Origin of the sequence: Nocardioides sp. LHG3406-4, assembly GCF_049897745.1 — a bacterium.
Classification (GTDB): Bacteria; Actinomycetota; Actinomycetes; order Propionibacteriales; family Nocardioidaceae; genus Nocardioides.
On record NZ_JAFCWV010000002.1, the window covers coordinates 925623 to 949274 of the forward strand.

At 70.0% G+C, this 23652-nt stretch carries 25 protein-coding genes; 22 read left to right on the plus strand and 3 right to left on the minus strand.

Going from position 1 to position 23652, the window contains the following annotated elements:
• Positions 1 to 78: 78 nt before the first annotated feature.
• A complete protein-coding gene (locus ACP7BP_RS10545; protein WP_426244551.1) occupies positions 79 to 408 on the minus strand; it encodes a hypothetical protein in 330 nt (109 codons plus the stop codon).
• 49 nt (positions 409 to 457) lie between these two features.
• Between ACP7BP_RS10545 and ACP7BP_RS10550 the strand changes: the two genes are divergently transcribed.
• The 6 genes from ACP7BP_RS10550 to ACP7BP_RS10575 all read left to right on the plus strand — a co-directional run bounded on the left by ACP7BP_RS10550 (position 458) and on the right by ACP7BP_RS10575 (position 6133).
• Positions 458 to 652 carry a hypothetical protein gene (locus tag ACP7BP_RS10550; protein WP_426244552.1) on the plus strand — a complete coding sequence of 65 codons (195 nt, stop codon included), beginning with the start codon at positions 458 to 460 and terminating at the stop codon, positions 650 to 652.
• Positions 653 to 1215: 563 nt separating this feature from the next.
• Positions 1216 to 2799 carry an alkaline phosphatase D family protein gene (locus ACP7BP_RS10555; RefSeq protein WP_426244553.1) on the plus strand — a complete coding sequence of 528 codons (1584 nt, stop codon included), beginning with the start codon at positions 1216 to 1218 and terminating at the stop codon, positions 2797 to 2799.
• A gap of 293 nt (positions 2800 to 3092) precedes the next feature.
• Complete coding sequence (locus ACP7BP_RS10560) at positions 3093 to 3722, plus strand: HAD family hydrolase (RefSeq protein ID WP_426244789.1); 630 nt, start codon at positions 3093 to 3095, stop codon at positions 3720 to 3722.
• A 77-nt stretch (positions 3723 to 3799) separates the two neighbouring features.
• A complete protein-coding gene (locus ACP7BP_RS10565) occupies positions 3800 to 4198 on the plus strand; it encodes a hypothetical protein (protein WP_426244554.1) in 399 nt (132 codons plus the stop codon).
• A gap of 70 nt (positions 4199 to 4268) precedes the next feature.
• On the plus strand, positions 4269 to 5516 hold the full coding sequence (locus ACP7BP_RS10570) for a sensor histidine kinase (protein WP_426244555.1): 1248 nt from the start codon (positions 4269 to 4271) through the stop codon (positions 5514 to 5516).
• Positions 5513 to 6133 (plus strand): response regulator, encoded by a 621-nt coding sequence (locus tag ACP7BP_RS10575; protein WP_426244556.1) that lies wholly within the window; start codon positions 5513 to 5515, stop codon positions 6131 to 6133. Before ACP7BP_RS10570 ends, ACP7BP_RS10575 begins: the two co-directional genes overlap by 4 nt.
• A 130-nt stretch (positions 6134 to 6263) precedes the next feature.
• Here the strand turns inward: ACP7BP_RS10575 and ACP7BP_RS10580 are convergent, their stop codons facing one another.
• Positions 6264 to 7208, minus strand: coding sequence for a RecB family exonuclease (locus tag ACP7BP_RS10580; RefSeq protein ID WP_426244557.1), 945 nt, complete (start codon positions 7206 to 7208; stop codon positions 6264 to 6266).
• Positions 7209 to 7276: 68 nt separating this feature from the next.
• Here ACP7BP_RS10580 and ACP7BP_RS10585 point away from each other — a divergent pair, with 68 nt between their 5' ends.
• The 4 genes from ACP7BP_RS10585 to ACP7BP_RS10600 all read left to right on the plus strand — a co-directional run bounded on the left by ACP7BP_RS10585 (position 7277) and on the right by ACP7BP_RS10600 (position 11634).
• Positions 7277 to 8422, plus strand: coding sequence for a site-2 protease family protein (locus tag ACP7BP_RS10585; protein ID WP_426244558.1), 1146 nt, complete (start codon positions 7277 to 7279; stop codon positions 8420 to 8422).
• 10 nt (positions 8423 to 8432) lie between these two features.
• Positions 8433 to 9413, plus strand: a complete 981-nt coding sequence (locus tag ACP7BP_RS10590) for a tRNA (adenine-N1)-methyltransferase (protein ID WP_426244559.1) — start codon at positions 8433 to 8435, stop codon at positions 9411 to 9413.
• Between the two features lie 108 nt (positions 9414 to 9521).
• On the plus strand, positions 9522 to 11285 hold the full coding sequence (gene arc, locus ACP7BP_RS10595) for a proteasome ATPase (protein WP_426244560.1): 1764 nt from the start codon (positions 9522 to 9524) through the stop codon (positions 11283 to 11285).
• A 7-nt stretch (positions 11286 to 11292) separates the two neighbouring features.
• A complete protein-coding gene (locus ACP7BP_RS10600; protein ID WP_426244561.1) occupies positions 11293 to 11634 on the plus strand; it encodes a hypothetical protein in 342 nt (113 codons plus the stop codon).
• 256 nt (positions 11635 to 11890) lie between these two features.
• On the opposite strand, the gene ACP7BP_RS10605 is transcribed toward ACP7BP_RS10600, so the two are convergent.
• Positions 11891 to 12511, minus strand: coding sequence for a class I SAM-dependent methyltransferase (locus tag ACP7BP_RS10605; protein ID WP_426244790.1), 621 nt, complete (start codon positions 12509 to 12511; stop codon positions 11891 to 11893).
• A 70-nt stretch (positions 12512 to 12581) separates the two neighbouring features.
• On the opposite strand from ACP7BP_RS10605, the gene dop reads away from it, so the two are divergent.
• The 12 genes from dop (at position 12582) to tatC (ending at position 23649) form a co-directional block, all read left to right on the plus strand.
• Positions 12582 to 14090 (plus strand): depupylase/deamidase Dop, encoded by a 1509-nt coding sequence (gene dop, locus ACP7BP_RS10610; RefSeq protein ID WP_426244562.1) that lies wholly within the window; start codon positions 12582 to 12584, stop codon positions 14088 to 14090.
• 51 nt (positions 14091 to 14141) lie between these two features.
• Positions 14142 to 14345 (plus strand): ubiquitin-like protein Pup, encoded by a 204-nt coding sequence (locus tag ACP7BP_RS10615; RefSeq protein WP_426244563.1) that lies wholly within the window; start codon positions 14142 to 14144, stop codon positions 14343 to 14345.
• Positions 14345 to 15175: a proteasome subunit beta gene (gene prcB / locus ACP7BP_RS10620; RefSeq protein ID WP_426244564.1), complete on the plus strand. Its 831-nt coding sequence runs from the start codon at positions 14345 to 14347 to the stop codon at positions 15173 to 15175. The genes ACP7BP_RS10615 and prcB overlap by 1 nt, the downstream gene beginning before the upstream one ends.
• A gap of 20 nt (positions 15176 to 15195) precedes the next feature.
• Positions 15196 to 16251: a proteasome subunit alpha gene (gene prcA / locus ACP7BP_RS10625; RefSeq protein WP_426244565.1), complete on the plus strand. Its 1056-nt coding sequence runs from the start codon at positions 15196 to 15198 to the stop codon at positions 16249 to 16251.
• A 10-nt stretch (positions 16252 to 16261) separates the two neighbouring features.
• Complete coding sequence (locus ACP7BP_RS10630) at positions 16262 to 16804, plus strand: NUDIX hydrolase (RefSeq protein WP_426244566.1); 543 nt, start codon at positions 16262 to 16264, stop codon at positions 16802 to 16804.
• Between the two features lie 160 nt (positions 16805 to 16964).
• Positions 16965 to 17921 (plus strand): hypothetical protein, encoded by a 957-nt coding sequence (locus ACP7BP_RS10635; protein WP_426244567.1) that lies wholly within the window; start codon positions 16965 to 16967, stop codon positions 17919 to 17921.
• A gap of 95 nt (positions 17922 to 18016) precedes the next feature.
• Entirely contained in the window at positions 18017 to 19378 is a 1362-nt protein-coding gene (gene pafA, locus ACP7BP_RS10640) for a Pup--protein ligase (RefSeq protein WP_426244568.1), read from the plus strand.
• An 89-nt stretch (positions 19379 to 19467) separates the two neighbouring features.
• Positions 19468 to 20421 (plus strand): FKBP-type peptidyl-prolyl cis-trans isomerase, encoded by a 954-nt coding sequence (locus ACP7BP_RS10645; RefSeq protein ID WP_426244569.1) that lies wholly within the window; start codon positions 19468 to 19470, stop codon positions 20419 to 20421.
• 75 nt (positions 20422 to 20496) lie between these two features.
• The gene (locus ACP7BP_RS10650) at positions 20497 to 21444 is read left to right on the plus strand and encodes a helix-turn-helix transcriptional regulator (protein ID WP_426244570.1); all 948 of its coding nucleotides are present in this window, start codon (positions 20497 to 20499) and stop codon (positions 21442 to 21444) included.
• Positions 21441 to 22472, plus strand: a complete 1032-nt coding sequence (locus ACP7BP_RS10655) for a helix-turn-helix transcriptional regulator (protein WP_426244571.1) — start codon at positions 21441 to 21443, stop codon at positions 22470 to 22472. The genes ACP7BP_RS10650 and ACP7BP_RS10655 overlap by 4 nt, the downstream gene beginning before the upstream one ends.
• 8 nt (positions 22473 to 22480) lie before the next feature.
• On the plus strand, positions 22481 to 22759 hold the full coding sequence (gene tatA, locus ACP7BP_RS10660; RefSeq protein ID WP_426244572.1) for a twin-arginine translocase TatA/TatE family subunit: 279 nt from the start codon (positions 22481 to 22483) through the stop codon (positions 22757 to 22759).
• Positions 22760 to 22782: 23 nt separating this feature from the next.
• Positions 22783 to 23649, plus strand: a complete 867-nt coding sequence (tatC, locus tag ACP7BP_RS10665) for a twin-arginine translocase subunit TatC (RefSeq protein ID WP_426244573.1) — start codon at positions 22783 to 22785, stop codon at positions 23647 to 23649.
• The last annotated feature ends 3 nt before the right edge of the window (positions 23650 to 23652 follow it).

The window sequence follows — 23652 nt, forward strand, 5'->3', positions numbered from 1 at the left end:
TGGCCTCCCTTCCTGTGAGGGGAGCGGCCCCGGGCTATCCCGTAGATCCCAGTGTGCGCCAGCGAGTGGCCGCAGACGTCACCCGTTCAGGACGAGCTTCCCTCCAGCCCATGTCCGCCTGAACCCGAAACCGCCGCTTGACGCGGTGCCGGTGACCTGCGGCCTCGACGTCGACTCCTCGGCGATCGTGACGATGCAGGGCACGCGCTTGCAGACGGTGGCGTTCATCTCCTGCAGGAACCGCACCGCCTCCAGGTTGTCCCGGCCGCCGTACTGGTGGGGCGACCACTCGCCCTCGTCGCGGGCGCAGTCGAGGTAGAGCCTCGAGGTGACGCCGTCGACCCGCAGCCCGTCGGCGTGGAACTCCTCGAGCCAGTACACGGCGATGGCGTAGAGGAAGTTGCGCACGTCGTGGCGGTCTGATCCTCGGCTGGGTGCCGGGCCACTTCGCGACCGAGTGGGCGCTGGTGCAGTTCGACGGCACCCCCTCTACGAGGACCCCAACCCGCAGCGCGGCTGGCACCAGGAGTGGGGCTTCCACATCTTCAACTTCCGCGCCGATGCCGGCCTCGTGCAGCCGGTCGACGAGCCGCCGGCGGTGCTCTGCGGTCATTCGTGGGCTGCTGAGCGACCGCAGCCGGAGCACGGCTAGATGTCGTAGACCAGCGACGAATCTAGGGTCGCTTGGCGTGGTGCACTCGCGCATCGACGAGGGTGCCCTGTGCGTTCTGCCTTGGATCGTGGTGCGTGCAAGCGCGTGCCCGGGAGGTGGCCGGGTCGGCTACGGGTGCCTGGACCGGGATCGCCGACACGACGAACGGGCATGACGTGGCCGCTGGAGTTCACCGCCTACGTCGTCGGCGCAGATCCGCTAGGAGAGGCTGGCGTGAACCTGGGCCTCCCGGACGACTTCACCGCAATGGCAACGCGTGCCTCATGAGGCGCGAACCGTGCCTGCCATCTACCTGCTAGCCACTTGGCGCGATATCGAGCACGACGGCGATGACGATGCATCGACTGGCGGCTGACTGACTACGCGTCGGTCACGTCACCGCCCATCTGCCGATGCTCGCCATCTGATCGAGGGGCACGCCGGCGTCCGGACGGCCGCAGTTCGCCGGAAGTTCTCCGCGCGGAAGAGAACCGTTGCCGGGCTGCTGCTGAGATCCCCGGGCGTGTCGCCACCTGGTGACCCGTCGACATCGAGGAGTGCAGATGCAGGACAGTTCGGTTCCGCCGAGAGCCTTGTGGACCCCAACCCGGCGGGGCCTGCTCCAGGTCGGGGCGGCCGGGACGGCAGCGCTGGGGGCCTCGGCCTTCGGGGCCACACCGGCACGCGCCGCCGCACGCGGGGACGTGGGCCCGGTGCGAGGACCGTTCACGTTGGGAGTGGCGTCCGGAGATCCGCTGCCCGGCGGTGTGGTGTTGTGGACCCGGCTGGCGCCCGAGCCTTTGTCCGAGGACGGCCTCGGAGGCATGCCCCGACGTCCGGTTCCCGTGCACTGGCAGATCTCCCCGGACGAGAGCTTTCGGCGGGTCGTTCGCAGCGGGACCGAGCTGGCCATCCCCGATGAGGCGCACTCGGTGCACGCCGAGGTGACAGGCCTCGAGCCCGGCGCGGACTACTACTACCGGTTCCGGGTGGGTGCGGAGATCAGTCCCGTGGGGCGTACGAAGACCGCGCCTGCGGCCGGCGCACCCCTGAGCCGGTTCGCGTTCGCGATGGCGAGCTGCCAGAACTATCCGGCTGGGTTCTACACCGCCTACGCGCACATGGCAGAGGAGGACCTCGACCTCGTTGCCTTCCTGGGCGACTACATGTATACGGGCGACGGACAGGGAACCATCGGGCGCGGCTACCTGCCGGCGCGCGAGGTGATGACCCTCCCGGACTACAGGGTGAGGCTGGGTCAGGTGAAGTCCGACGCCAACCTGCAGGCCGCCCATGCGGCGTTTGCGTGGATGGTCACCTTCGACGACCACGAGGTGGCGAACAACTGGGCCAGCGACGACGTGGACCCGGATGTTCCCGTGGAGCAGTTCCGGGCCCGACGCGCCGCCGCCTTCCAGGCGTACTACGAGCACATGCCGGTGCGTCGAGGGCAGCAGCCGGCCGGATCCCACCTCCAAATCAACCGCCGCCTCACGTTCGGGGACCTGATGGACTTCTACGTTCTGGACACCCGCCAGTACCGCAGTGACCAGGTGTCGCCGGCGGACCGCTTCGACCCTGGGCGCACGATCCTGGGAGACGAGCAGGAAGCCTGGCTCACGCAGGCGCTGGCCGGACCGTCGGCTCGCTGGAACGTGCTCGCCCAGCAGGTGGTCTTCTCCCAGCGCGACTTCACGGTCGGACCGGACCAAGGCTTCAACGACGACTCGTGGGACAACTACCCCATCGCGCGAAACCGCCTGCGTGACCAGATGGTGGCCGCCGGGACCAGGAACCCCGTCGTACTGACCGGGGATGTCCACATGAACTACCTCTGCGACGTCAAGGCCGACTTCGACGACCCGACCTCCGCAACGGTGGCCACGGAGATCGTCGGGACGTCCATCAGCTCCGGCGGGGACGCGGCGCCCAACCCGACGGGTGACAAGAAGCAGATGCAGGAGAACCCGCACCTCAAGTTCATCAACCGCGACCGGGGCTACGTCCGGAACGTCGTCACGCCCCATGACTGGACCGCAGACTTCCGGAGCGTCGACTTCGTCTCCCGACCGGGAGCGCCGGTGCGCACCGTGGCCAGCTTTGTCATCCAAGACGGACGCCCGGGAGGAGTCCGGGTGCCGTCCTAGATGCACGGGGCCGGCTCGGGTCGCTACGGTCATGGCGTTTGTTGCTATGTGCCGTTCAGGTGCGCCGGCGGCGGCAACGGACGGGTCTGGCGGTGTCTGGCTGCCGCGGGTCCCCGTGAGGATGGGGAATGCTGCGTCCCTCGGTCTTAGGGTGAGTCGTCGCACGGGCCGTCGCACGGGCCGTCGCCCGAGTTGTCGCATGGAACGGTTCGGAGGTCATTCTGAGTACCGCATTTTCTCGAGAGCCTGCAGGTCAGCGTCCGGATGGGGCCGCGCGGCTGCCGGCGGCCGTCCTGTGGGACATGGACGGAACCCTGGTGGACACTGAGCCCTACTGGATCGGCGCGGAGTTCGACCTGGCCGACAAGTACGGCGGCACCTGGAGCGAGGAGCACTCCCTCAACCTGGTGGGGAACGACCTGATCGACTCCGGGCGCTACATCCGCGAGCACATGGGCATCGACCTCGAGCCGTCGGAGATCGTTGAGAAGCTGCTCGATGCCGTCGTCGACCGGGTCGAGGACTCGGTGCCGTGGCGTCCCGGCGCCCTCGAGCTGCTCACCGACCTCCGGGCCCACGACGTGCCCTGCGCACTGGTGACGATGTCCTGGCGGCGATTCGTCACCCCCATCCTGTCGGCCCTGCCCGAGGGCACCTTCGCCACCGTCGTCACCGGGGACGCCGTCTCCCACGGCAAGCCGCACCCCGCGCCGTACCTCAAGGCGGCCGGCGAGCTCGGCCTCGACCCGGCCGACTGCATCGCGATCGAGGACTCCAACACCGGCGCCCGCTCGGCGGAGGCCGCCGGCTGCACGGTGCTGGTGGTGCAGAACCACGTGCCGGTGCTGGACGGGCCGCGGCGGGTCTTCCGGGACACGCTGGTGGGCATCGGGGCCGACGAGCTGGCGTCGTACCAGCTGTGAGGTCCTAGTACCACTGGACACTGGTGGGGGTGACTCGTCGTGTCGGATGCTCGAGTCCCGACAACCGAGGAGCTCGCATGCACACCAGGGCCCGCATCATCGTCAGCATCCTGATCGCTGGCGGAGTCACCGTCCTGGGCGGCCACACCGCGCTGGCGGCCGGTGACGACGACGGCCGCGTCATCCGCACCGGCCCGTGCTCCGGGAGCACTGACTGGAAGATCAAGGCCAAGCCCGACGACGGCCGGATCGAGGTCGAGGGCGAGATCGACAGCAACCGGACCGGTCAGACCTGGTCGTGGGCGCTGAACCACAACGGCAGCTCGTCTGCTCGGGGCTCGTCTGTGACCGGCGGTCGCAGCGGCTCGTTCGAGGTGGAGCGCCGCACGGTGAACACCTCTGGGACCGACCGCTTCGTCTTCCGTGGCACCAACGCGCGCACCGGAGAGGTCTGCGTCGCGCGGGTCTCGCTCTGAGGAGGCTCCCGCTGGCCATACTGGGCGCACGATGGCGATCAGGGGGGCACAGCTCGTGAGGAGCCCGGTGGTGCAGTTCCTGGCCACCGGGCTCCTTATGCTGCTGGCGCTCGTCGCGGCCACCCGGGTCCTGAACTCAGACGCCGCCCGGGACGAGGCCCTCGCCGACGCGGAGGCCACCACCGAGGTGTTGGCTCGCTCGGTCGCCGAGCCTGCGGTGTCGCGCGGGCTCGTGGCCGGCGACCCCGGGGCGGTCGACCGCTTCGACCGGCTGGCGCTCGACCGGCTCCTGGTGCGCGACGTACGCCGCATCAAGCTGTGGACCGAGGATGGCACCGTCGTCTACTCCGACCACACCCACATCATCGGCGAGCGCTTCGAGCTCGGCGAGGACGAGCTCGAGATCCTGCGCGACGGCGGCACCGACGCGGAGCTGGCGGACCTGACGAGGCCGGAGAACCGGTTCGAGCCCCGTGGCGAGGGGCTGGTCGAGGTCTACACCCGGATCGTGGCCCCGGGCGGGGAGCCGCTGCTCTTCGAGGCGTACTACTCGGTCGAGGGCATCGAGGAGCGCCAGGCGGAGGTGATCGGCCCCTTCCAGCGGATCACCGTGGGCGCCCTGGTCATCCTCGTGGCGGTCGCCACGGGCATGCTCTGGGTGCTCACCCGCCGCGTCACGCGTGCCTCCGCCGAACGGGAGCGGTTGATGCGCAGCGCCGCGAGCGCCTCCGAGGCAGAGCGGAGACGGATCGCCCGCGACCTCCACGACGGCGTCGTACAGGAGCTGGCGGGGTCCGCCTACGCCGTCTCTGCGCTGGCCCGTACCGCGGGGGAGCCCCAACGAGCCACCCTGGTCGGCGTGGGGAGCTCGCTGCGGGACTCACTGCGGTCGCTGCGCTCGCTTCTCGTCGAGATCCACCCGCCGGGGCTCAGCATCGAGACCCTGCCCGCGGCCCTGGAGGACCTCAGCGCTCCCGCCGCCGCCGCCGGGGTGACGGTGCGCGTCGACGTCGATCTCGACGACCACGTGGCCGACCGGACCGTGAACCTGCTCTGGCGGGTGGCCCAGGAGGCCGTGCGCAACACGCTGCGGCACGCCCGCGCGTCCACCCTCGACATCGACGTCCGCGACCACTCCGGCGCCGTCGTGCTCACGGTCACCGACGACGGCCAGGGCTTCGACCCCGACTCCGTGAGCGACCAGGCGCACTACGGGCTGCGGGGGCTCGAGAGCCTGGCCCGCGACAACGGGGGAACCCTCGTGGTGCGCTCAGCGCCCGAGACCGGGACCACGGTCCGGCTGGAGGTGCCCAGATGAGCATCCGGGTCCTGGTGGTCGACGACCACGCCGTCGTTGTGGGCGGGCTGGTGCAGCTGTTCGCGGGCACCGACGACATCGAGGTGGTCGGCACAGCCGCCGACGGTGCCGCCGCGCTGGATGCCGCGCGGCAGACGCGACCCGACGTCGTACTCATGGACCTGCAGATGCCCGGAGTCGACGGCGTGAGCGCCACCCGCAGCATCGTCGCCGAGGGACTCGCCGACGTGCTGGTCCTGACGTCGTTCTCGGACGGCGAGCGGATCGTGGCCGCGCTCGACGCCGGCGCGGTGGGATACCTCCTCAAGGACGCCGAACCCGACGACCTGATCGAGGGGATCCGGTCGGTCAGCCGGGGCGAGTCGCCGCTGGACCCGAAGGCCGCCCGGGCGCTGCTGGGTGCCCGCAGACCCACGCCGACCGTGGAGCTCACCCCGCGCGAGCGGGAGGTCCTCGAGCTGGTGCGCCAGGGGCTGGCCAACAAGCAGATCGGCCGCCGGCTCGGCATCTCCGAGCGCACCGTGAAGGCCCACCTGACCGCGGCGTTCAGCCGCATCGGCGTCGCCGATCGGACGCAGGCGGCCCTGTGGATGGAGCGTCAGGGGCCGACGGAGTAGCGGGGGCTCGAGGGGCCGACTGCGCTCGGGGACTGTCGTTTGGTCCCAAACCGCAGGTTCTGGAGCCGAAATCATGCGGTTTGGGACCAATCCGCACCATCAGCGCCGAGGCACGGGCCGCCCGCGGACCTCACATGCGCCCGGTCACGCCCTCGTCGCTGTCAATGTCACCAGCGGGATCGACGTCCGGCGCCGGCACCTGCGGCTCCCTGGTCGGGAGCGGCGGGGGAGTGCCGCCGTACGCCGGGCAGAGCGCCTGGTAGCTGCACCAGGAGCAGAGGCGACTGGGGCTTGGGCGCCAATCGCCCGTCTCCTCGGCGAGCCGGATCGCGTGCCAGACGGCCTCGACCTTGCGCTCGGTCGCCAGCAGGTCGGCCTCGTCGGGGGCGTAGCGCAGGATCTCGCCGTTGCCGAGGTAGACCAGCTGGAGCATGGCCGGCACGACGCCGCGGGTCCGCCAGATGACGAGCGCGTAGAACCGCATCTGGAACAGCGCCTTGGCCTCGAACATCTCGCCCGGCGAGCGGCCCGTCTTGTAGTCGACGACGCGGATCATGCCGTTGGGCGCGACGTCGAGCCGGTCGACGAACCCGCGCAACAGCAGCCGCGACTCGAGCAGGGCCTCGACGTAGAGCTCGCGCTCGGCGGGCTCGATGCGCCGCGGGTCCTCCAGCGAGAAGTACTTCTCCAGCACCGTCTCGCACGACGCCAGCCAGGTGTCGAAGTGGAGTCCGGCACCGCCCGAGCCCTCGAGCACCGGCGCGAACAGGTCGGACAGCAGCGGCTCCTGCTCGAGCACCTCCTTCCAGGCGCCGGGCAGCATCGCGCGCGCCTGGTCGGGCGTGCGGGCGACGGCGGGCAGGTCGAAGAGATCCTCCAGCACCTTGTGGACGACCGTGCCGCGCACGGCATCGGGCGAGAACTCCTCAGGCAGCCTGTCGATCGTGCGGAACCGGTAGAGCAGGGGGCACGTCATGAAGTCGCCGGCGCGGCTGGGCGAGAGCGCCCCCAGCACCTCCACACCGTCGACCGGAGTCGAGCGGCGCTCGGCCGGTGACGGGTCACTGCTGGACATGTCCTCACCCTAGGCTGGCCCACCGACAGGCCACCTGAGCGGTGGGCGCCACCGGCTAGGGTCACAGGGTGTCCGACAACGCCGCCGAGCCCGTCCCGCCCCGGCCTCCCGGCACGTTCCGGATCGGCACCATCGGGGGCGTCGAGGTCCTCGTCACGACGTCGTGGTTCCTGGTGGCGGCGCTCATCTCGTTCCTGGTCGCTCCCCGCATCGAGCAGGTCGAACCCGGCCTGGGTGTCTGGAAGTACGTCGCCGGTGTGGTCTTCGCAGTCGTGCTCTACGGGTCCGTGCTCCTCCACGAGGCCTCCCACGCGCTGATGGCCCGCCGCTACGGCTACCCCGTCGCCTCCATCACCCTCCACTTCCTCGGTGGCATGACCGCGATCGGGAGCGAGTCGCGCCGCCCGCGCCATGAGTTCTTCATCGCCGTGGTCGGCCCGCTGACCTCCCTCGTCGTCGGGGGCGCGGCGCTGGCCCTGTGGTTCGTGACTCCCGAGGGACTGCTCCGCGTCGCCGTCGAGGGCCTGGCGGGGGCCAACCTCCTCGTCGGCGTCCTCAACCTCGTCCCCGGGCTGCCGCTCGACGGCGGACGCGTGCTCAAGTCGGCGGTCTGGGGCGCGACCGGCAGCCAGCACCGCGGCACCATCGTCGCCGGCTGGGGTGGCCGGGTCACGGCGCTCGCCGTGCTGGCCTGGCCCGTCGTACTCATCACAGTGTTCGCCGTCAGTCCCGACCTCGTCGACTACCTTCTCGTCTTCGTCGTGGCGATGTTCCTGTGGACCGGCGCCACCGCCGCCATGGCACACGCGCGACTGCGACAGCGGCTCCCGCGCCTGGTCGCGCGGCCGCTCGCACGCCGTACCCTCACCGTGCCTGAGAACCTGCCTCTTGCCGAGGCCGTACGCCGGGCGCAGGACGCGCAGGCAGGCAGCATCGTCACCGTGACGTCCGCCGGCACCCCGCTCGGCATCGTCAACGAGGCGGCGCTGCTCGCCACACCCGAGGACCGGCGTCCCTGGCTGGCCACCTCCATGGTCACCCGCAGGCTCGACGAGGGACTGACCCTGCCCGCCGACATCTCCGGCGAGGATCTGGTCGTGGCCATCAGCCGCCGGCCTGCCGAGGAGTACCTGCTGGTCGAGTCCGACGGCACCATCCACGGCGTCCTCACGACCGCCGACGTCGATCGCGCGTTCCGGGAGGCCGGGCACTAGGGTTCCGCGCATGTCCGACCCGACCACCCCAGCCGGCAGCGACGACGTCCCCGCGGAGGCCTGGTCCGGCGTACACCGTGGCCCGCTGCGGGAGGGTGAGTGGGTGCGGCTCACCGACCAGAAGGGTCGGCGCCACAACTTCGAGCTGGTGGCCGGCAAGCGCTTCTTCTCCAACCGGGGCCACCTGGAGCACGACGACCTGATCGGCCGCGAGGAGGGGTTCACCGTCGCGTCCTCCGCGGGCGGCGAGTACCTCGTGTTCCGCCCCCTGCTCTCGGAGTTCGTGGTCTCGATGCCGCGCGGCGCGGCCGTGGTCTACCCCAAGGACGCGGCCCAGATCGTGGCCATGGCCGACATCTTCCCCGGCGCGCGCGTGGTCGAGGCGGGCGTGGGCTCCGGCGCGCTGACCTGCTCGCTCCTGCGGGCGGTCGGACCGTTCGGCCAGGTGCTGTCGTTCGAGCGCCGTGAGGAGTTCGCCGACGTCGCGCGCGCCAACGTCAACCAGTTCTTCTCCACCGCCGACGGCGAGCCCCATCCCGCCTGGGAGCTGCGGCTCGGAGACCTCGCCGAGGAGCTGCCGGGGGTCGGGCACCCGATCGACCGGATCATCCTCGACATGCTCGCCCCGTGGGAGTGCGTCGACGCCGTCGCCGGTGCCCTGAGTCCCGGTGGCATCGTGTGTGCGTACGTCGCCACCACCACCCAGCTGTCCCGCATCGTGGAGACCCTCCGGGCCCACGGCGGCTTCACCGAGCCGCAGGCATGGGAGTCCCTCGTCCGTGACTGGCACGTGGAAGGCCTCGCCGTCCGTCCCGGTCACAAGATGATCGGTCACACCGCCTTCCTCGTCACCGCTCGGCGGATGGCGCCCGGGGAGCGGGCCCCGATGAAGAGGCGCCGCCCGGCGCCGGGCGCCTACGGTGTCGACTACTCCGGCCCGCGTCCGGGCGACCTCCCGCCCCAGGTGGCCGAGGAGCGGTTCGACTCCTGAAGTGCCGGCTGGCGTCGTACCGCCGTCCAAATCGTGACCAACACGGCAGGATTTGCCCTTCCGTTGTTCCCATCAATGGGTAGTGTCCGAAAGACAGGAGGTGACCAGATGTCTACATCAGACAGCGGCAGCACCAGCCCGGGGGAGCCGAGTCGCAGCGCAGACGAGCTCATCAGCCAGGTGCGATTCCTGGAGGCCGAGGTCACCGATCTGCGCCGCCGGCTCACTGACGCACCGGGGAGCTCGCGCAGCCTCGAGCTGCGCCTGGCCGACACCCAGCGCTCCCTCTCGGCTGTCACGAGCCAGAACGAGCGGCTCGCCCAGACGTTGCGCGAGGCGCGCGACCAGATCACCAAGCTCAAGGAAGAGGTCGACAGGCTGGCGCAGCCGCCCGCCGGCTTCGGCACGTTCCTGGCGCGCAACGAGGACGACTCCGTCGACGTGTTCACCGGCGGCCGCAAGCTCCGGGTCAACGTCAGCCCGGGTGTCGACCTGGACCGGCTCGTGCGCGGCCAGGAGGTCATGCTCAACGAGGCCCTCAACGTCGTCGCCGGCTTCGACTTCGAGCAGATCGGCGAGGTCGTGATGTTCAAGGAGCTACTCGCCGACGGCGAACGCGCTCTGGTGATCGCCAACGCCGACGAGGAGCGCGTCGTACGCCTGGCTGCACCGCTCCTCGACACCACCCTGCGCGCCGGGGACTCGCTGCTCCTCGACTCTCGGGCGGGCTACGTCTACGAGCGGGTGCCCAAGTCCGAGGTCGAGGAGCTCGTGCTCGAAGAGGTCCCCGACATCGACTACGACGCGATCGGTGGGCTCGTCACGCAGATCGACGCGATCCGCGACGCCGTCGAGCTGCCCTACCTCCACCCGGAGCTCTTCAAGGAGCACCAGCTCAAGCCGCCCAAGGGCGTGCTGCTCTACGGCCCGCCCGGCTGCGGCAAGACGCTGATCGCCAAGGCGGTCGCGAACTCGCTCGCCAAGAAGGTCGCGGCCAAGACGGGCGCCGAGGGGAAGTCCTACTTCCTCAACATCAAGGGGCCCGAGCTCCTCAACAAGTACGTCGGCGAGACCGAGCGGCACATCCGGCTGGTGTTCCAGCGGGCGCGCGAGAAGGCGTCGATGGGCACCCCCGTCATCGTGTTCTTCGACGAGATGGACTCCCTGTTCCGGACCCGTGGGTCGGGCGTGTCATCCGACGTCGAGAACACGATCGTGCCTCAGCTGCTGAGCGAGATCGACGGCGTCGAGCTGCTCGAGAACGTCCTGGTGATCGGCGCCTCCAACCGCGAGGACATGATCGACCCTGCGATCCTGCGGCCAGGGCGCCTCGACGTGAAGATCAAGATCGAGCGGCCGGACGCCGAGTCGGCCAGGGACATCTTCAGCAAGTACCTTCGCGCCGACCTCCCGCTGCACGCGGAGGACCTGGCGGAGTTCAGCGGTGATCGCGACGCCTGCGTGGCCGCGATGATCCGGGCCACCGTCGAGCGGATGTACACCGAGTCCGAGGAGAACCGCTTCCTCGAGGTCACCTACGCCAACGGCGACAAGGAGGTCCTCTACTTCAAGGACTTCAACTCCGGCGCGATGATCCAGAACATCGTCGACCGGGCCAAGAAGATGGCAATCAAGGACCTCCTCGACCACGACAGCCGCGGACTCAGGGTGCAGCACATGCTCCAGGCCTGCGTCGACGAGTTCAAGGAGAACGAGGACCTCCCCAACACCACCAACCCCGACGACTGGGCCCGCATCTCCGGCAAGAAGGGCGAGCGGATCGTGTTCATCCGCACGCTCATCACCGGCAAGCAGGGCACCGAGCCGGGCCGGTCGATCGACACGGTTGCGAACACCGGCCAGTACCTCTGAGGCGCGCGTGTCCGACGAGCTCGAGCACCGTGACATCGAGGCCGCCCTGGCGGCCCGGCGCGAGCTCGGGGCGTCGTACGACGCCGCCCTGGTCGATTCCTTCGCCGACCGGGTCGAACGCGAGATAGAACGACGGGTCGGCGTCGAGGTCGCGTCGCGGGAGCGCTCCCAACGCGCCAACGAGTCGGCCGGCGCGCGGCAGCTCGCGCTCGGCATCGTCTCGCTGTTGGCGGCGATCCCGGTCAGCATCGTGCTGGGGATCCAGGGCGAGGGGGTCGCCCTGCTCAGCGCCCTCTTCGCGCTGGTCATGGTCAACTGGGCGCACGCCTGGCAGTCGCGGAGGCCCTGAATGTCCGCGAACCTGCGGTTTGGGACCAATCGGCAGGTTTCAGGTCCCGGATGTTGCGGTTTGGGACCAATCGGCAGGTTTCGGGTCCCAGATGTTGCGGTTTGGGACCAATCGGCAGATCCACCACCCCGAGGAGCACCCACATGAAGTTCATCGTCATTCTGGCCGTCATCGTCGTCCTGGTGCTGGTCCTGCTGCCGATGCTCCGCCGGCGCCGCTGACCGGCTCTCACTGACGCGGGATGACGGAGCCTCGCTCAGGCGCTCTCCGCGCCCTGCCCCAGGTAGGCGTACGACCACGGGCGCGACAGCCTCGGGCCGGGCAGGTACGACGTCCGGAGCTCGGTGACGTCCAGGCCCGCCTCGGCGACGAGCGCGGTCATGTCGCGGGTCAGGTGGCACCCACCGAAGACACGGCGCTGCATGGGCTCGAGGCGACGCTGCCAGCGCGCCACCGCGTCGTCGGGGGAGTGCCCGTGCTCGAGGAAGTGAAAGCGCCCGCCCGCCCGCAGCACGCGGCGTACCTCCGCCAGGGCGGTGCCGACGTCCGGGATGGTGCATAGGGTGAACGTCGACAGCACGCCGTCGTAGCTGCCGTCGGGTGCAGCGAGCCGCTGACCATCCAGTCCGGTGCGTTCGACAGGCACCGCGCTCCTCGACCGCCTGTCGGCGGACAGCGCCCAGGCCACGTCGGAGGGCTCGACCGCGCTGACCGACGCCACGGTTGCGGGGTAGTGCTCCACGTTGAGCCCGCTGCCGAACCCGATCTCCAGGACCCGTCCGCGCAGCCCGGCACACGCCTCGGCCCGCAGCTCTGCGATCTCCGCTGCGGACAGCGCCCGATCGACGAGCCGGGGCAGCACCCGGTCGTCCCACATTCCCACGGGACCTCCTCGACGCGTCGTTGCAGGCGCCTCCGACTCTAGGGTGCCGCGTAGGCTCAGGTACATGAGCGTGCGCCGGGTGATGGGTACCGAGGTCGAGTACGGCATCTCGGTCCAGGGCCAGCCCCTGTCCAACCCGATGGTCGCGTCGAGCCAGATCGTCAACGCCTACGCGTCGTCGACCATCAAGGCGCGCCGCGCGCGGTGGGACTTCGAGGAGGAGTCGCCGCTCCGCGACGCCCGCGGCTTCGACCTCTCACGACAGGTCGCCGACCCCAGCCAGCTGACCGACGAGGACCTCGGCCTCGCCAACATCATCCTGACCAACGGCGCCCGGTTGTACGTCGACCACGCGCACCCCGAGTACTCCACTCCCGAGTGCACGACGCCGCTGGACATCGTCAAGTGGGACAAGGCCGGCGAGCAGATCATGCTCGACGCCTCGATCCGGGCGAGCCAGCTGCCCGGCGGCGCGCCGATCCTGCTCTACAAGAACAACACCGACAACAAGGGCGCCTCCTACGGCTCCCACGAAAACTACCTGATGCGCCGATCGACTCCGTTCAACGAGATCGTGCGCCACCTGACGCCGTTCTTCGTCAGCCGGCAGGTCGTCTGCGGGGCCGGCCGGGTCGGCATCGGGCAGGACGGCCGGGAGCACGGCTACCAGATCAGCCAGCGGGCCGACTACTTCGAGGTCGAGGTCGGGCTGGAGACGACCCTCAAGCGGCCCATCATCAACACGCGGGACGAACCGCACGCGGACCCCGAGAAGTACCGCCGTCTCCACGTGATCATCGGCGACGCCAACCTGGCCGAGGTGTCGACGTACCTCAAGGTCGGCACAACCGCCCTGGTCCTGGCGATGATCGAGGACCGGTTCATCGCCTCCGACCTCGCCGTTGAGGGGCCGGTCTCCGCGCTGCGGGCCGTGTCGCACGACCCCACCCTGAAGCACCTCGTCAAACTGCACGACGGTCGCGAGCTGACCGCCGTCCAGCTGCAGCTGGAGTACCTCGACCTCGCCCGCAAGTACGTCGAGGACCGACTGGGTGCCGACGCCGACCCGCAGACCATCGACGTGCTCGCCCGCTGGGAATCGGTGCTCGACCGGCTCGAGCGGGACCCGATGCTGTGCGCCGGCGAGCTCGACTGGGTGGCGAAGCTCAAGCTGCTGGAGCAGTACCGCCAGCGCGACGGGCTGGACTGGGACGACGCCAAGCTGCACCTGATCGATCTCCAGTACTCCGACATCCGCCCCGAGAAGGGCCTGTACCACCGCCTCGTGGCCGGCGGACGCATCGAGCGACTGCTGGAGGACGGCGCGGTCGAGGCGGCGATGCATGACCCGCCGGAGGACACCCGGGCGTGGTTCCGCGGGCGCTGCCTCGAGAAGTACGCCGAGCACGTGGCCGCCGCGTCCTGGGACTCGGTCATCTTCGACCTGCCCGGGCGCGAGTCCCTCCAGCGGGTGCCGACGATCGATCCGCTGCGTGGCACCCGCGCCTCCGTGGGCGCGCTGATCGACTCGTGTGACACCGCGGAACAGCTGTTCGACGCCCTGACTCGTTGACCCGCTGGATGCTTGCCGCCCTGGCTCGGCAATGCCCTATAGGGTCGGTACATGGCCCAGGAGCACAAGCAGCCACGCAAGTCCACCGAGTCGCAGCGCGCCGACGCCGAGGAGGAGGTGGTCGAGAGTGATGTCGCCGAACGCAAGGAAGCGCTCGATGACGACGTTGACGCGATCCTCGACGAGATCGACGACGTGCTGGAGGTTAACGCCGAGGACTTCGTGAAGTCGTTCATCCAGAAGGGCGGGCAGTGATGAACGAACCCCGACTGCCGGCCGCCTTCCTGGTGCCCGGCTCGTCGTCGTTCTCCGACTTCCTCGGTCAGCAGGCGCCGGACCTGCTGCCGTCACGCCGGGCGATCCCCGCCGGGCATGCGGGTGACCTGGCCCCGCACGGTACGACCATCGTGGCCGCGACGTACCCCGGCGGCATCGTCATGGCCGGTGACCGGCGCGCGACGATGGGCAACATCATCGCCCAGCGCGACATCCAGAAGGTGTTTCCCGCCGACGAGTTCTCCGCGGTCGGCATCGCCGGCACCGCCGGCCTCGCGGTCGAGATGGTGCGGCTGTTCCAGACCGAGCTCGAGCACTACGAGAAGATCGAGGGCACGACCCTGTCGATGGACGGCAAGGCCAACCGCCTCGCCGCCCTGATCCGGGCCAACCTCGGCATGGCCATGCAGGGGCTGGCCGTCGTACCCCTCTTCGCCGGCTACGACCTGACCGTCGGCCAGGGCCGGATCTTCAGCTACGACGTCACCGGCGGACGCTACGAGGAGACCGCGTTCCACTCGGTGGGCTCCGGCTCGCTGTTCGCCCGCGGCTCGCTGAAGAAGCTCTACCGCGACGACCTCGACCAGGAGGGCTGCGTGACGGCGGTCGTCCAGGCGTTGTACGACGCGGCCGACGACGACTCCGCCACCGGCGGTCCCGACCTGACCAGGCGGATCTTCCCGGTGGTGCACGTGATCACCGCCGACGGCGGTCGTCGGGTGCCCGACGCCGAGGTGGCGGCGATCGCCGACCGGATGCTGGCCGCCCGGATGGACCGTCCCGACGGCCCGGCCGCGGCCCTGACCTGATCTGAGCTGAGGACAACTCCATGAGCATGCCGTTCTACGTCTCGCCCGAGCAGCTGATGAAGGACCGGGCCGACTTCGCGCGCAAGGGCATCGGGCGCGGGCGCTCAGTGGTGGCGGTGCAGTACGCCGACGGCGTGCTGTTCGTCTCCGAGAACCCGTCGCAGGCGCTGCACAAGGTGTCGGAGATCTACGACCGGATCGCCTTCGCCGCGGTGGGCCGCTACAACGAGTTCGAGAACCTGCGCATCGCCGGCGTACGCCTGGCCGACATGCGTGGCTACGCCTACGACCGGCGTGACGTGACGGGCCGTGGGCTGGCCAACGCCTACGCGCAGACGCTCGGCACGATCTTCTCCTCGGGTGGCGAGAAGCCCTACGAGGTCGAGCTCTTCGTCGCCGAGATCGGTGACGAGGCGGCCGACGACCAGCTCTACCGACTGACGTACGACGGCCAGGTGGCCGACGAGCACGGGTTCGCGGTCATGGGCGGTGCCGCCGACACGGTGGCCGCGCACCTCAAGGAGCACTACACGGAGGGCGCGACGCTGACCGACGCTCTCGCCGTGGCCGTGTCCGCCCTGGGTCACACCGTCGACGAGCGGGGTGAGCCGGCCGACCGGGTGATCCCCGTCGGCGATCTCGAGGTGGCGATCCTGGACCGCACCCGCACCCAGCCGCGCAAGTTCGTCCGCATCCGTCCGCCCCGGCTCACCGAGCTGCTGGGTGAGCGCGGCCCCGAGATCGCCGCTGGCCCGGACGAGTCCGACACCACCGTCGGGACGCCACCCTCGGACGGTGCGCCCGACGACCCGGCGGACCCGACCGACCAGGTCAGTGGCACCGTACCCCCGCTGGAGAACCCGGTCACCGGCGAGCCGCCGGTGGCTCCGCCGATCGCTCCGCCTGTGTCTCCGCCGACCCCGCCATCGCCCTCGCCGTCGCGGGAGCCGTCCGACCCCGCCCAGCCGACGCCCATCCCGCCGACGCCGCCCGCTCCGGAGCCGGATCCGGGTACGCCGCCCCCGCCGGACCCCCAACCCGACACCCCGAAGCCCACCGACCCGGGGGAGCTGTGACGGTGGAGCTGTGACGGTCCCCGCCGACGCGGACCGCGCCTGGGTCGCCACCGGTGACAAGGTGGCCTTCGACGGGTTCTTCCGGGTGCTCCGGCGGGGCTTCCGGCTGCCTGATGGCACCGAGGCGACGTGGGACATGCTGGACCTCCCCGAGACCGTGGCCGTCCTGGCGCTGACGCCGGAGGGGAAGATGGTGATGGTGCGTCAGTTCCGGCCCGGACCCGACCGCGTCGTCATGTCTCTGCCCGGGGGCCTCGTCGACGCCGGCGAGCAGGCGGTCGTCGCCGCCAGGCGTGAGCTCCGCGAGGAGACGGGGTACGCCGCCGGCTCCGTCGAGGTCGTCGCCTCGGTGCATCACAACAGCCGGACCCGGCCGACGTACGCCGCCGTCGCCCGCGACTGCATCCCGGCGTACGACCAGGACCTCGACGCGCTCGAGGACTGCGAGGTGGTCGTGGTCGACGTCGCCACCGTGCGCGACGACCTGCGTGCCGGCTTGCTGGGTGCCACGGAGCAGACGTACCTGGCGCTGGATGCGGCGGGGTTGCTGTAGGGCTGCGGTGCTGCGGTTTGGGACCAAACCGCATGTTTCGGGGCCTTGAGCATGTGGTTTGGGACCAATCCACGGCCTTCAGGCTGTGCACGACGGGGTTATCCACAAGCCGCAACCCTGTGACCCCTCAGAGCGTCGATTCCCGGGCAGGCTCGTCCGCATGGATGACGACGCACCGATCCGGGGAGAGGTCCGGGTGGCTGACTACCGCAGGGTGAGCCATGGTCTCTTCCTGCGCCTCCGTGACGGTCTTGGCGACGACGAGGAGTTCCGGCGGGACCTGGCGGCGTACCTCCTGGTGCTGCCTGCCGACGCGGTGTTCACGCACGTCACAGCGGCACGACTGCTCGGCTGGCGGCTCCCGCAACTGCCGGAGCAGGTCCCCGTATTCGCAGCGGTCCAAGGTGACAGGCGGCCGCGGCGCCCCGGACTGATCTGTTCCCGGCTGGTGCGCGAGCCAGAGCCCCGCATCATGCACGGACTTCCGGTGGACGCTGCCGAGGAGATCCTGCTGCGGGCCGCCCGGGACCTGGGCATCCTCGACCTGGTCATCATGATCGACTCCGCGCTCGAGCTGGGCCATCTCGCCCCGGCGGCCATGGAGCGGTTGCTCGAGACCCGCCGACCGGGCGTCGCACGGCTGCGCGCGGCGTACGGGCTGGCGACCGAGCGCTGCGAGTCGGCCGGCGAGACGCTGCTCCGGCTGTTCCACGACGCGATGGAGATCGCGGTCAGGCCCCAGGTCGAGCTCCGAGATGGCTCCGGGCGATTGATCGGCCGTGCTGACCTCCTCGTCGGTGGTACGACGTTCGTGCACGAGTACGACGGCGCCGGGCATCGCGACAAGCTGCAGCACCGGGCGGATCTCAGGCGCGAGCGTGGGTGGACAGGAACGCCCTACGTCCGCCGGGGATTCACGCTGGATGACCTGCTGAACCACCCCGGCGTCGTGATGCACGAGCTCGACCGCGCCCTGGGTCGACCGCACCTGGTCAGCAGGCTCCGCGTCTGGCGTCGCATGGTGGACAACTCGCTGTACGCCGAGCCGGGCCGCGCCCGGGTCATGAACCGATGGCGAAGACATATGGGGGTCGTCGATTGGGCAGGAACCGCATGATCTCGGCGTCAGAACTTGCGGTTTGGGACCAAACGGCGTGCCCCCGGCACGCCGACACGCCCCCCACGCAACACCCGACGGCCTAGGGTGTGGGTGTGGACCGGCGGATCTTCGGCATCGAGAACGAGTACGGCGTCACGTGCACGTTCCGGGGCCAGCGGCGGCTGAGCCCCGACGAGGTGGCGCGCTACCTGTTCCGCAAGGTCGTCAGCTGGGGGCGCAGCAGCAACGTCTTCCTGCGCAACGGCGCCCGGCTCTACCTCGACGTGGGCAGCCACCCGGAGTACGCCACCCCGGAGTGCGACGACATCGTCGAGCTGGTCACCCATGACAAGGCGGGGGAGCGGGTCCTCGAAGGGCTCCTCCTCGACGCGGAGCAGCGGCTGCGCGACGAGGGCATCGCCGGCGACATCTACCTGTTCAAGAACAACACGGACTCGGCGGGCAACTCCTACGGCTGCCACGAGAACTACCTGGTGGGCCGGGCGGGTGAGTTCTCTCGGCTCGCCGACGTATTGATCCCCTTCCTGGTCACGCGCCAGATCATCGTCGGGGCGGGGAAGGTGACCCAGACGCCGCGCGGCGCGACGTACTCCGTCAGCCAGCGCGCTGAGCACATCTGGGAGGGCGTCTCCAGCGCCACCACCCGCAGCCGGCCCATCATCAACACCCGGGACGAGCCGCACGCTGACGCGGAGAAGTACCGCCGGCTGCACGTCATCGTCGGCGACTCCAACATGAGCGAGACGACCACCATGCTGAAGGTCGCCAGCTGCGACCTGGTGCTGCGGATGATCGAGGAGGGCGTCGTGATGCGCGACCTCACGATGGAGAACCCCATCCGAGCCATCCGCGAGATCAGCCACGACATGACCGGGCGCCGCAAGGTGCGGCTGGCCAACGGGCGCGAGGCCAGCGCCCTGGACATCCAGGGGGAGTACCTCGCCAAGGCGCGCGACTTCGTCGACCGCCGCGAGATCGCCACCCCTCTCATCGAGGCGGCGCTCGACCTGTGGGAGCGCGGCCTGAAGGCCGTCGAGTCCGGCGACCTCGGACTGGTCGACCGCGAGATCGACTGGGTCATCAAGTGGAAGCTGATCGACCGCTACCGCGCCAAGCACGGCCTGCCGCTCGGTCATCCCAGGATCGCCCAGCTCGACCTGACCTACCACGACATCCACCGCGACCGCGGCCTGTACTACCTGCTCGAGAAGCGTGGGGCGGTCGCCCGCGTGACCAGCGACCTGAAGATCTTCGAGGCGAAGTCGGTGCCCCCGCAGAACACCCGTGCGAGGCTGCGTGGCGAGTTCATCCGCCGCGCCCAGGAGCGCCGCCGCGACTTCACCGTCGACTGGGTGCACCTCAAGCTCAACGACCAGGCCCAGCGCACCGTCCTGTGCAAGGACCCGTTCCGCGCCCACGACGAGAGGGTGCAGCGACTCATCGACGGGATGTGATCCCCACCGCCGGGGATTCGCTGAGAGGCCTCTCAGGTGACCCGGATAGGGTGACCGCGCACTCCGTCCACAACCAAAGGTGTAGCACCGTGTCTCGTCGCGTACTGGCCGTTCCGGCCGCCCTCCTCCTCGCCGCCCTCACGCTCAGCGCGTGCGGCAACGACTCCGGTGAGGGCTCGGGCTCGAGCTCCGGATCGGGGGCAGGACTCTCGGTCGTGAAGGTCTCGGGCGACCAGGGCAAGGCCCCGAAGGTCACCTTCGACGAGAAGCTCGACCCTTCGAAGGTCGAGACCAAGGTCATCACCGAGGGCGACGGCGAGGAGATCGCCGACGGCGACAACGTGCTCACCCACGTATGGATCGGCAACGGCTTCACCGAGAAGCAGGCCTTCACGACGTACGACGCGGGCACGCCCGAGCTCCTCAACGTCAACGACCAGCTCACCCCGGCGCTCAAGAAGGGCATCGAGGGCCAGACCGTCGGGTCCCGGGTGGCCGTAGCCGCGCCGGCCGGGGATGCCTTCTCCCCCGAGCAGGGTGCCCAGCTCGGCCTCGGCAACCAGGACAGCGTGCTGTTCGTGCTCGACCTCGTCGAGAAGATCGGCACCGAGCCGAAGGGCGAGGAGAAGCCGGTCGCCAAGTGGGCCCCCGCCATCACCGACGACGACGGCACGATCACCGGCCTGGACTTCTCCAAGGCACCCGAGCCCGGTGACAACCTCCTGATCACCAAGACGGTCAAGGGCGACGGCGCGGTCGTGAAGAAGGGCCAGACGATCTACGTCAACTACCTCGGCCAGACCTACAAGGGCGACAAGCCCTTCGACGAGTCCTACAGCGCGGGCTCGCCCGTGTCGTTCCCGATCGGTGTCGGCCAGGTCATCAAGGGCTGGGACGACGCCCTGGTCGGCCAGACGGTCGGCTCGCGGATGATCCTCGCCATTCCGCCGGACCTCGGGTACGGCGCGCAGGGCAACAAGGACGCCGGGATCAAGGGCACCGACACGCTCTACTTCGTCGTCGACATCCTCGCGGCGGTCTGAGCCGCCTGAGCCGTCCCGGCCTGACTCGTCCGGGGGAGGGGAACCGCCGTGGTGGCCCGCAAGAGTGAGCGGTTGATGAACCTGCTCATCATGCTGCTGGTGCAACGCCGCTACGTCTCCAAGGAGCGGATCCGCGAGTTCCTCTACCCCGGGGAGTCGCTCGACGCGTTCGAGAAGAAGTTCGAGCGCGACAAGGAGGAGCTGCGCTCCCTCGGCGTGCCCATCGAGGTGGGCAAGCTGGACGTCTACTTCGACGACGAGGTCGGCTACCGGATCCGTCCCGACCAGTTCGCGCTTCCCGAGATCAGCCTGGAGGCCGACGAGGCCGCCGTGATCGGCCTGGCCGGCAAGGTGTGGGAGCACGCCCGGCTGGCGGAGGCGGCGACCGACGCCGTACGCAAGCTGACCGCCAGCGGCGTGCCCTTGGATCTGTCGGCCCTGGATCTCGTGCAGCCGCGCATCGGTGCCGACGAGCCGGCGTTCGACGTGTTCTGGGAGGCGACGCAGGAGCGCTCGGCGGTGCAGTTCGACTACCGCCGCCCCGGCGCCACCGAGCCGACCCGCCGCCACGTCCAGCCGTGGGGCGTCGTGCGCTACTCCGGACGGTGGTACGCCGTCGGGTACGACGTGGACCGCCGCGACGAGCGAGTCTTCCGGCTCTCACGGATCGTGGGAGAGGCGACCATCACCGGCGAGCCCGGGGCGTACGACGTCCCGCCCGGCACCGACATCCGCGCCGTGGCCCGCCGGCTCGCCCCCGCCCCGGAGCGCGAGCAGATCACGCTGCTCGCCCGCACCGGCACCGGCTACGGCCTGCGTCGCGACGCCGACTCCGTCGAGGAGGGGGTGCCCGGACCCGACGACGAGTCCGGATGGGATCGGCTCACGCTCCAGGGCAGCGTCACCGTGCTGGCCGACGAGGTGCTCACCTACGGCGACCACGTCTACGTCGAGGCCCCGCCCCGGCTGCGCGAGGCCGTCGTCGACCGGCTCTCCCGTCTGGTCACGGCGGGTGCCCGATGAGCGCGACGACGGCACCGCCACCGGGAGGCGCGAAGGACCAGGTCAACCGGCTGCTCACGCTCGTGCCGTACCTCCACGGCCGCGACGGCGTACGTCTCGAGGAGGCCGCCTCCGCGCTGGGGATCTCTGCGAGCCAGCTGATGAAGGACCTGAAGGTCCTGCTCATGTGCGGTCTGCCCGGCGGCTACCCGGACGACCTGATCGACGTCGACCTGGACGCGCTCGAAGGCCAGGAGGCAGACGGGGTCATCCGCGTCTCCAACGCCGACTACCTCGCCCGGCCCCTACGGCTGACGCCGACCGAGGCGACGGCGCTGATCGTCGCGCTGCGAGCAGTCAGAGGAGGGGCAGCCCCGTCGACCCGCGAGGTCGTCGACCGCACCCTCGCCAAGCTCGAGGCCGCCGCGGCCGAGGGCAGCGGGGCCGGCCGCATCGAGGTGGACGAGCAGCCCTCCGCCGAGGCCGAGGTGCTGCACCAGCTGCGCGACGCTCTTCAGCGCGGCCGCCAGGTGCACCTGACCTACTGGGTGCCGACGCGGGACGAGGCGACCGAGCGCCTGGTCGACCCCCGGGGGATCGTGACGTCTCCCGGTGCGAGCTACCTGGACGGCTGGTGCCACTCGGCCGAGGCACCCCGGCTGTTCCGCCTCGACCGCATCCACGATCTCGCCGTCCTCGACAGCCCGGTGGAGACGCACGACGACGAGCCGAAGGACGTCAGCGACGGGTTCTTCCGGGGGTCCGACGACGCCATGCTCGTCACTGTGGAGCTCGGGCCCCAGGCCCAGTGGGTGCCGGAGTACTACCCCGTCGAGGCGGTCCGCCCGCTCCCGGGGGGCGCGTCGGAGGTCCAGATGCTCGTGGCAGACGAACGCTGGCTGGAGCGCCTGTTGCTGCGGCTCGCGCCGTACGCCAGAGTTGTGTCGCCCGCCCAGCTCGGCGACGAGGTCACCGCCACCGCGCAGCGGGCGCTGAGGCTCTACCAGCACGACGACGTAGACTCAACCGACAGGCTTCCGCAACCGTGAGGACTCCTATGTACGCGTTCATTGCCGGGCTCGGCACGACGGAGCTGCTGATCATCTTGGCCGTCCTGGTCCTGCTGTTCGGTGCGTCCAAGCTTCCCGAGCTCGCCCGCGGCAGCGGTCGCGCGCTGCGGATCTTCAAGGCGGAGACCAAGGGTCTCGGCGACGACGACGACACCAAGACGACCGAGCAGCGCGAGCTCGAGTTGCGCGAGCTGCAGGCCAGGCAGGCCGAGAGCGACCGCATCGCCCGTGAGCACCGCGAGCACCGCGGCGACACCACCGCCTGACGACGAGCGACGCCACCTCACCCGTGAAGATTCGCGGTCTCTTCAGCCTGCTCAGCGGTGCCCCGAGGCACCCCATCGGCGCCGACGGGCGGATGGCCCTCACCGACCACTTCCGGGAGCTGCGGGCGCGGTTGATCCGCTCCGCGCTGGTGCTCGTGGTGCTCTTCGGGCTGGCTCTGCCGTTCTACGACTCGCCCCTGCCGTTCACCGACTCCTCGCTGCTCGACCTCGTGCTCAAGCCCTACAACGACGCCCGGGAGGCGTTGGGTGCCACGGTGCAGACCGAGGCCTACGTGAAGGGCGCGACCGGCCCGCTGCTGCTCCAGCTCAAGCTGTGCGGCGTCGCCGCCATCGTGGTGGCCAGCCCCTACTGGCTGTCGCAGATCTGGGGGTTCATCGTCCCCGGCCTGCGCCCGCAGGAGAAGAAGTGGTCGCGCGTCTTCGTGTCCATCGCCGGGCCGCTGTTCGTCATCGGCGTCGCCGTCGGCTACTACGTGCTCCCGCGCGGCCTCGAGGTGCTCATCGGGTTCACCCCGGGCGGTCTCGCGAACCTGGTCGAGTTCGGCGAGTACTTCTCGTTCCTGACCCGGATGCTGCTGGTCTTCGGCGTCGCCTTCGAGATCCCGCTGTTCGTCATCATGCTGAACCTCGCAGGCGTGGTGTCGGGCAAGGCGATCGGCCGCTACCGGCCCTGGATCGTCATCGGGACGTTCGTCTTCGCTGCGGTGGCGACGCCGTCCACGGACCCGTTCTCCATGCTGGCGCTCGCGATCCCGATGCTCGTCCTCTTCATCATCGCCGAGGTCATCGCCCGCTTCACCGACCGCATGCGCGGCCGACGGGAGCGGGGCACCGACCAGTGGGGCGACGACGAGCTCTCACCCATCTGAGAG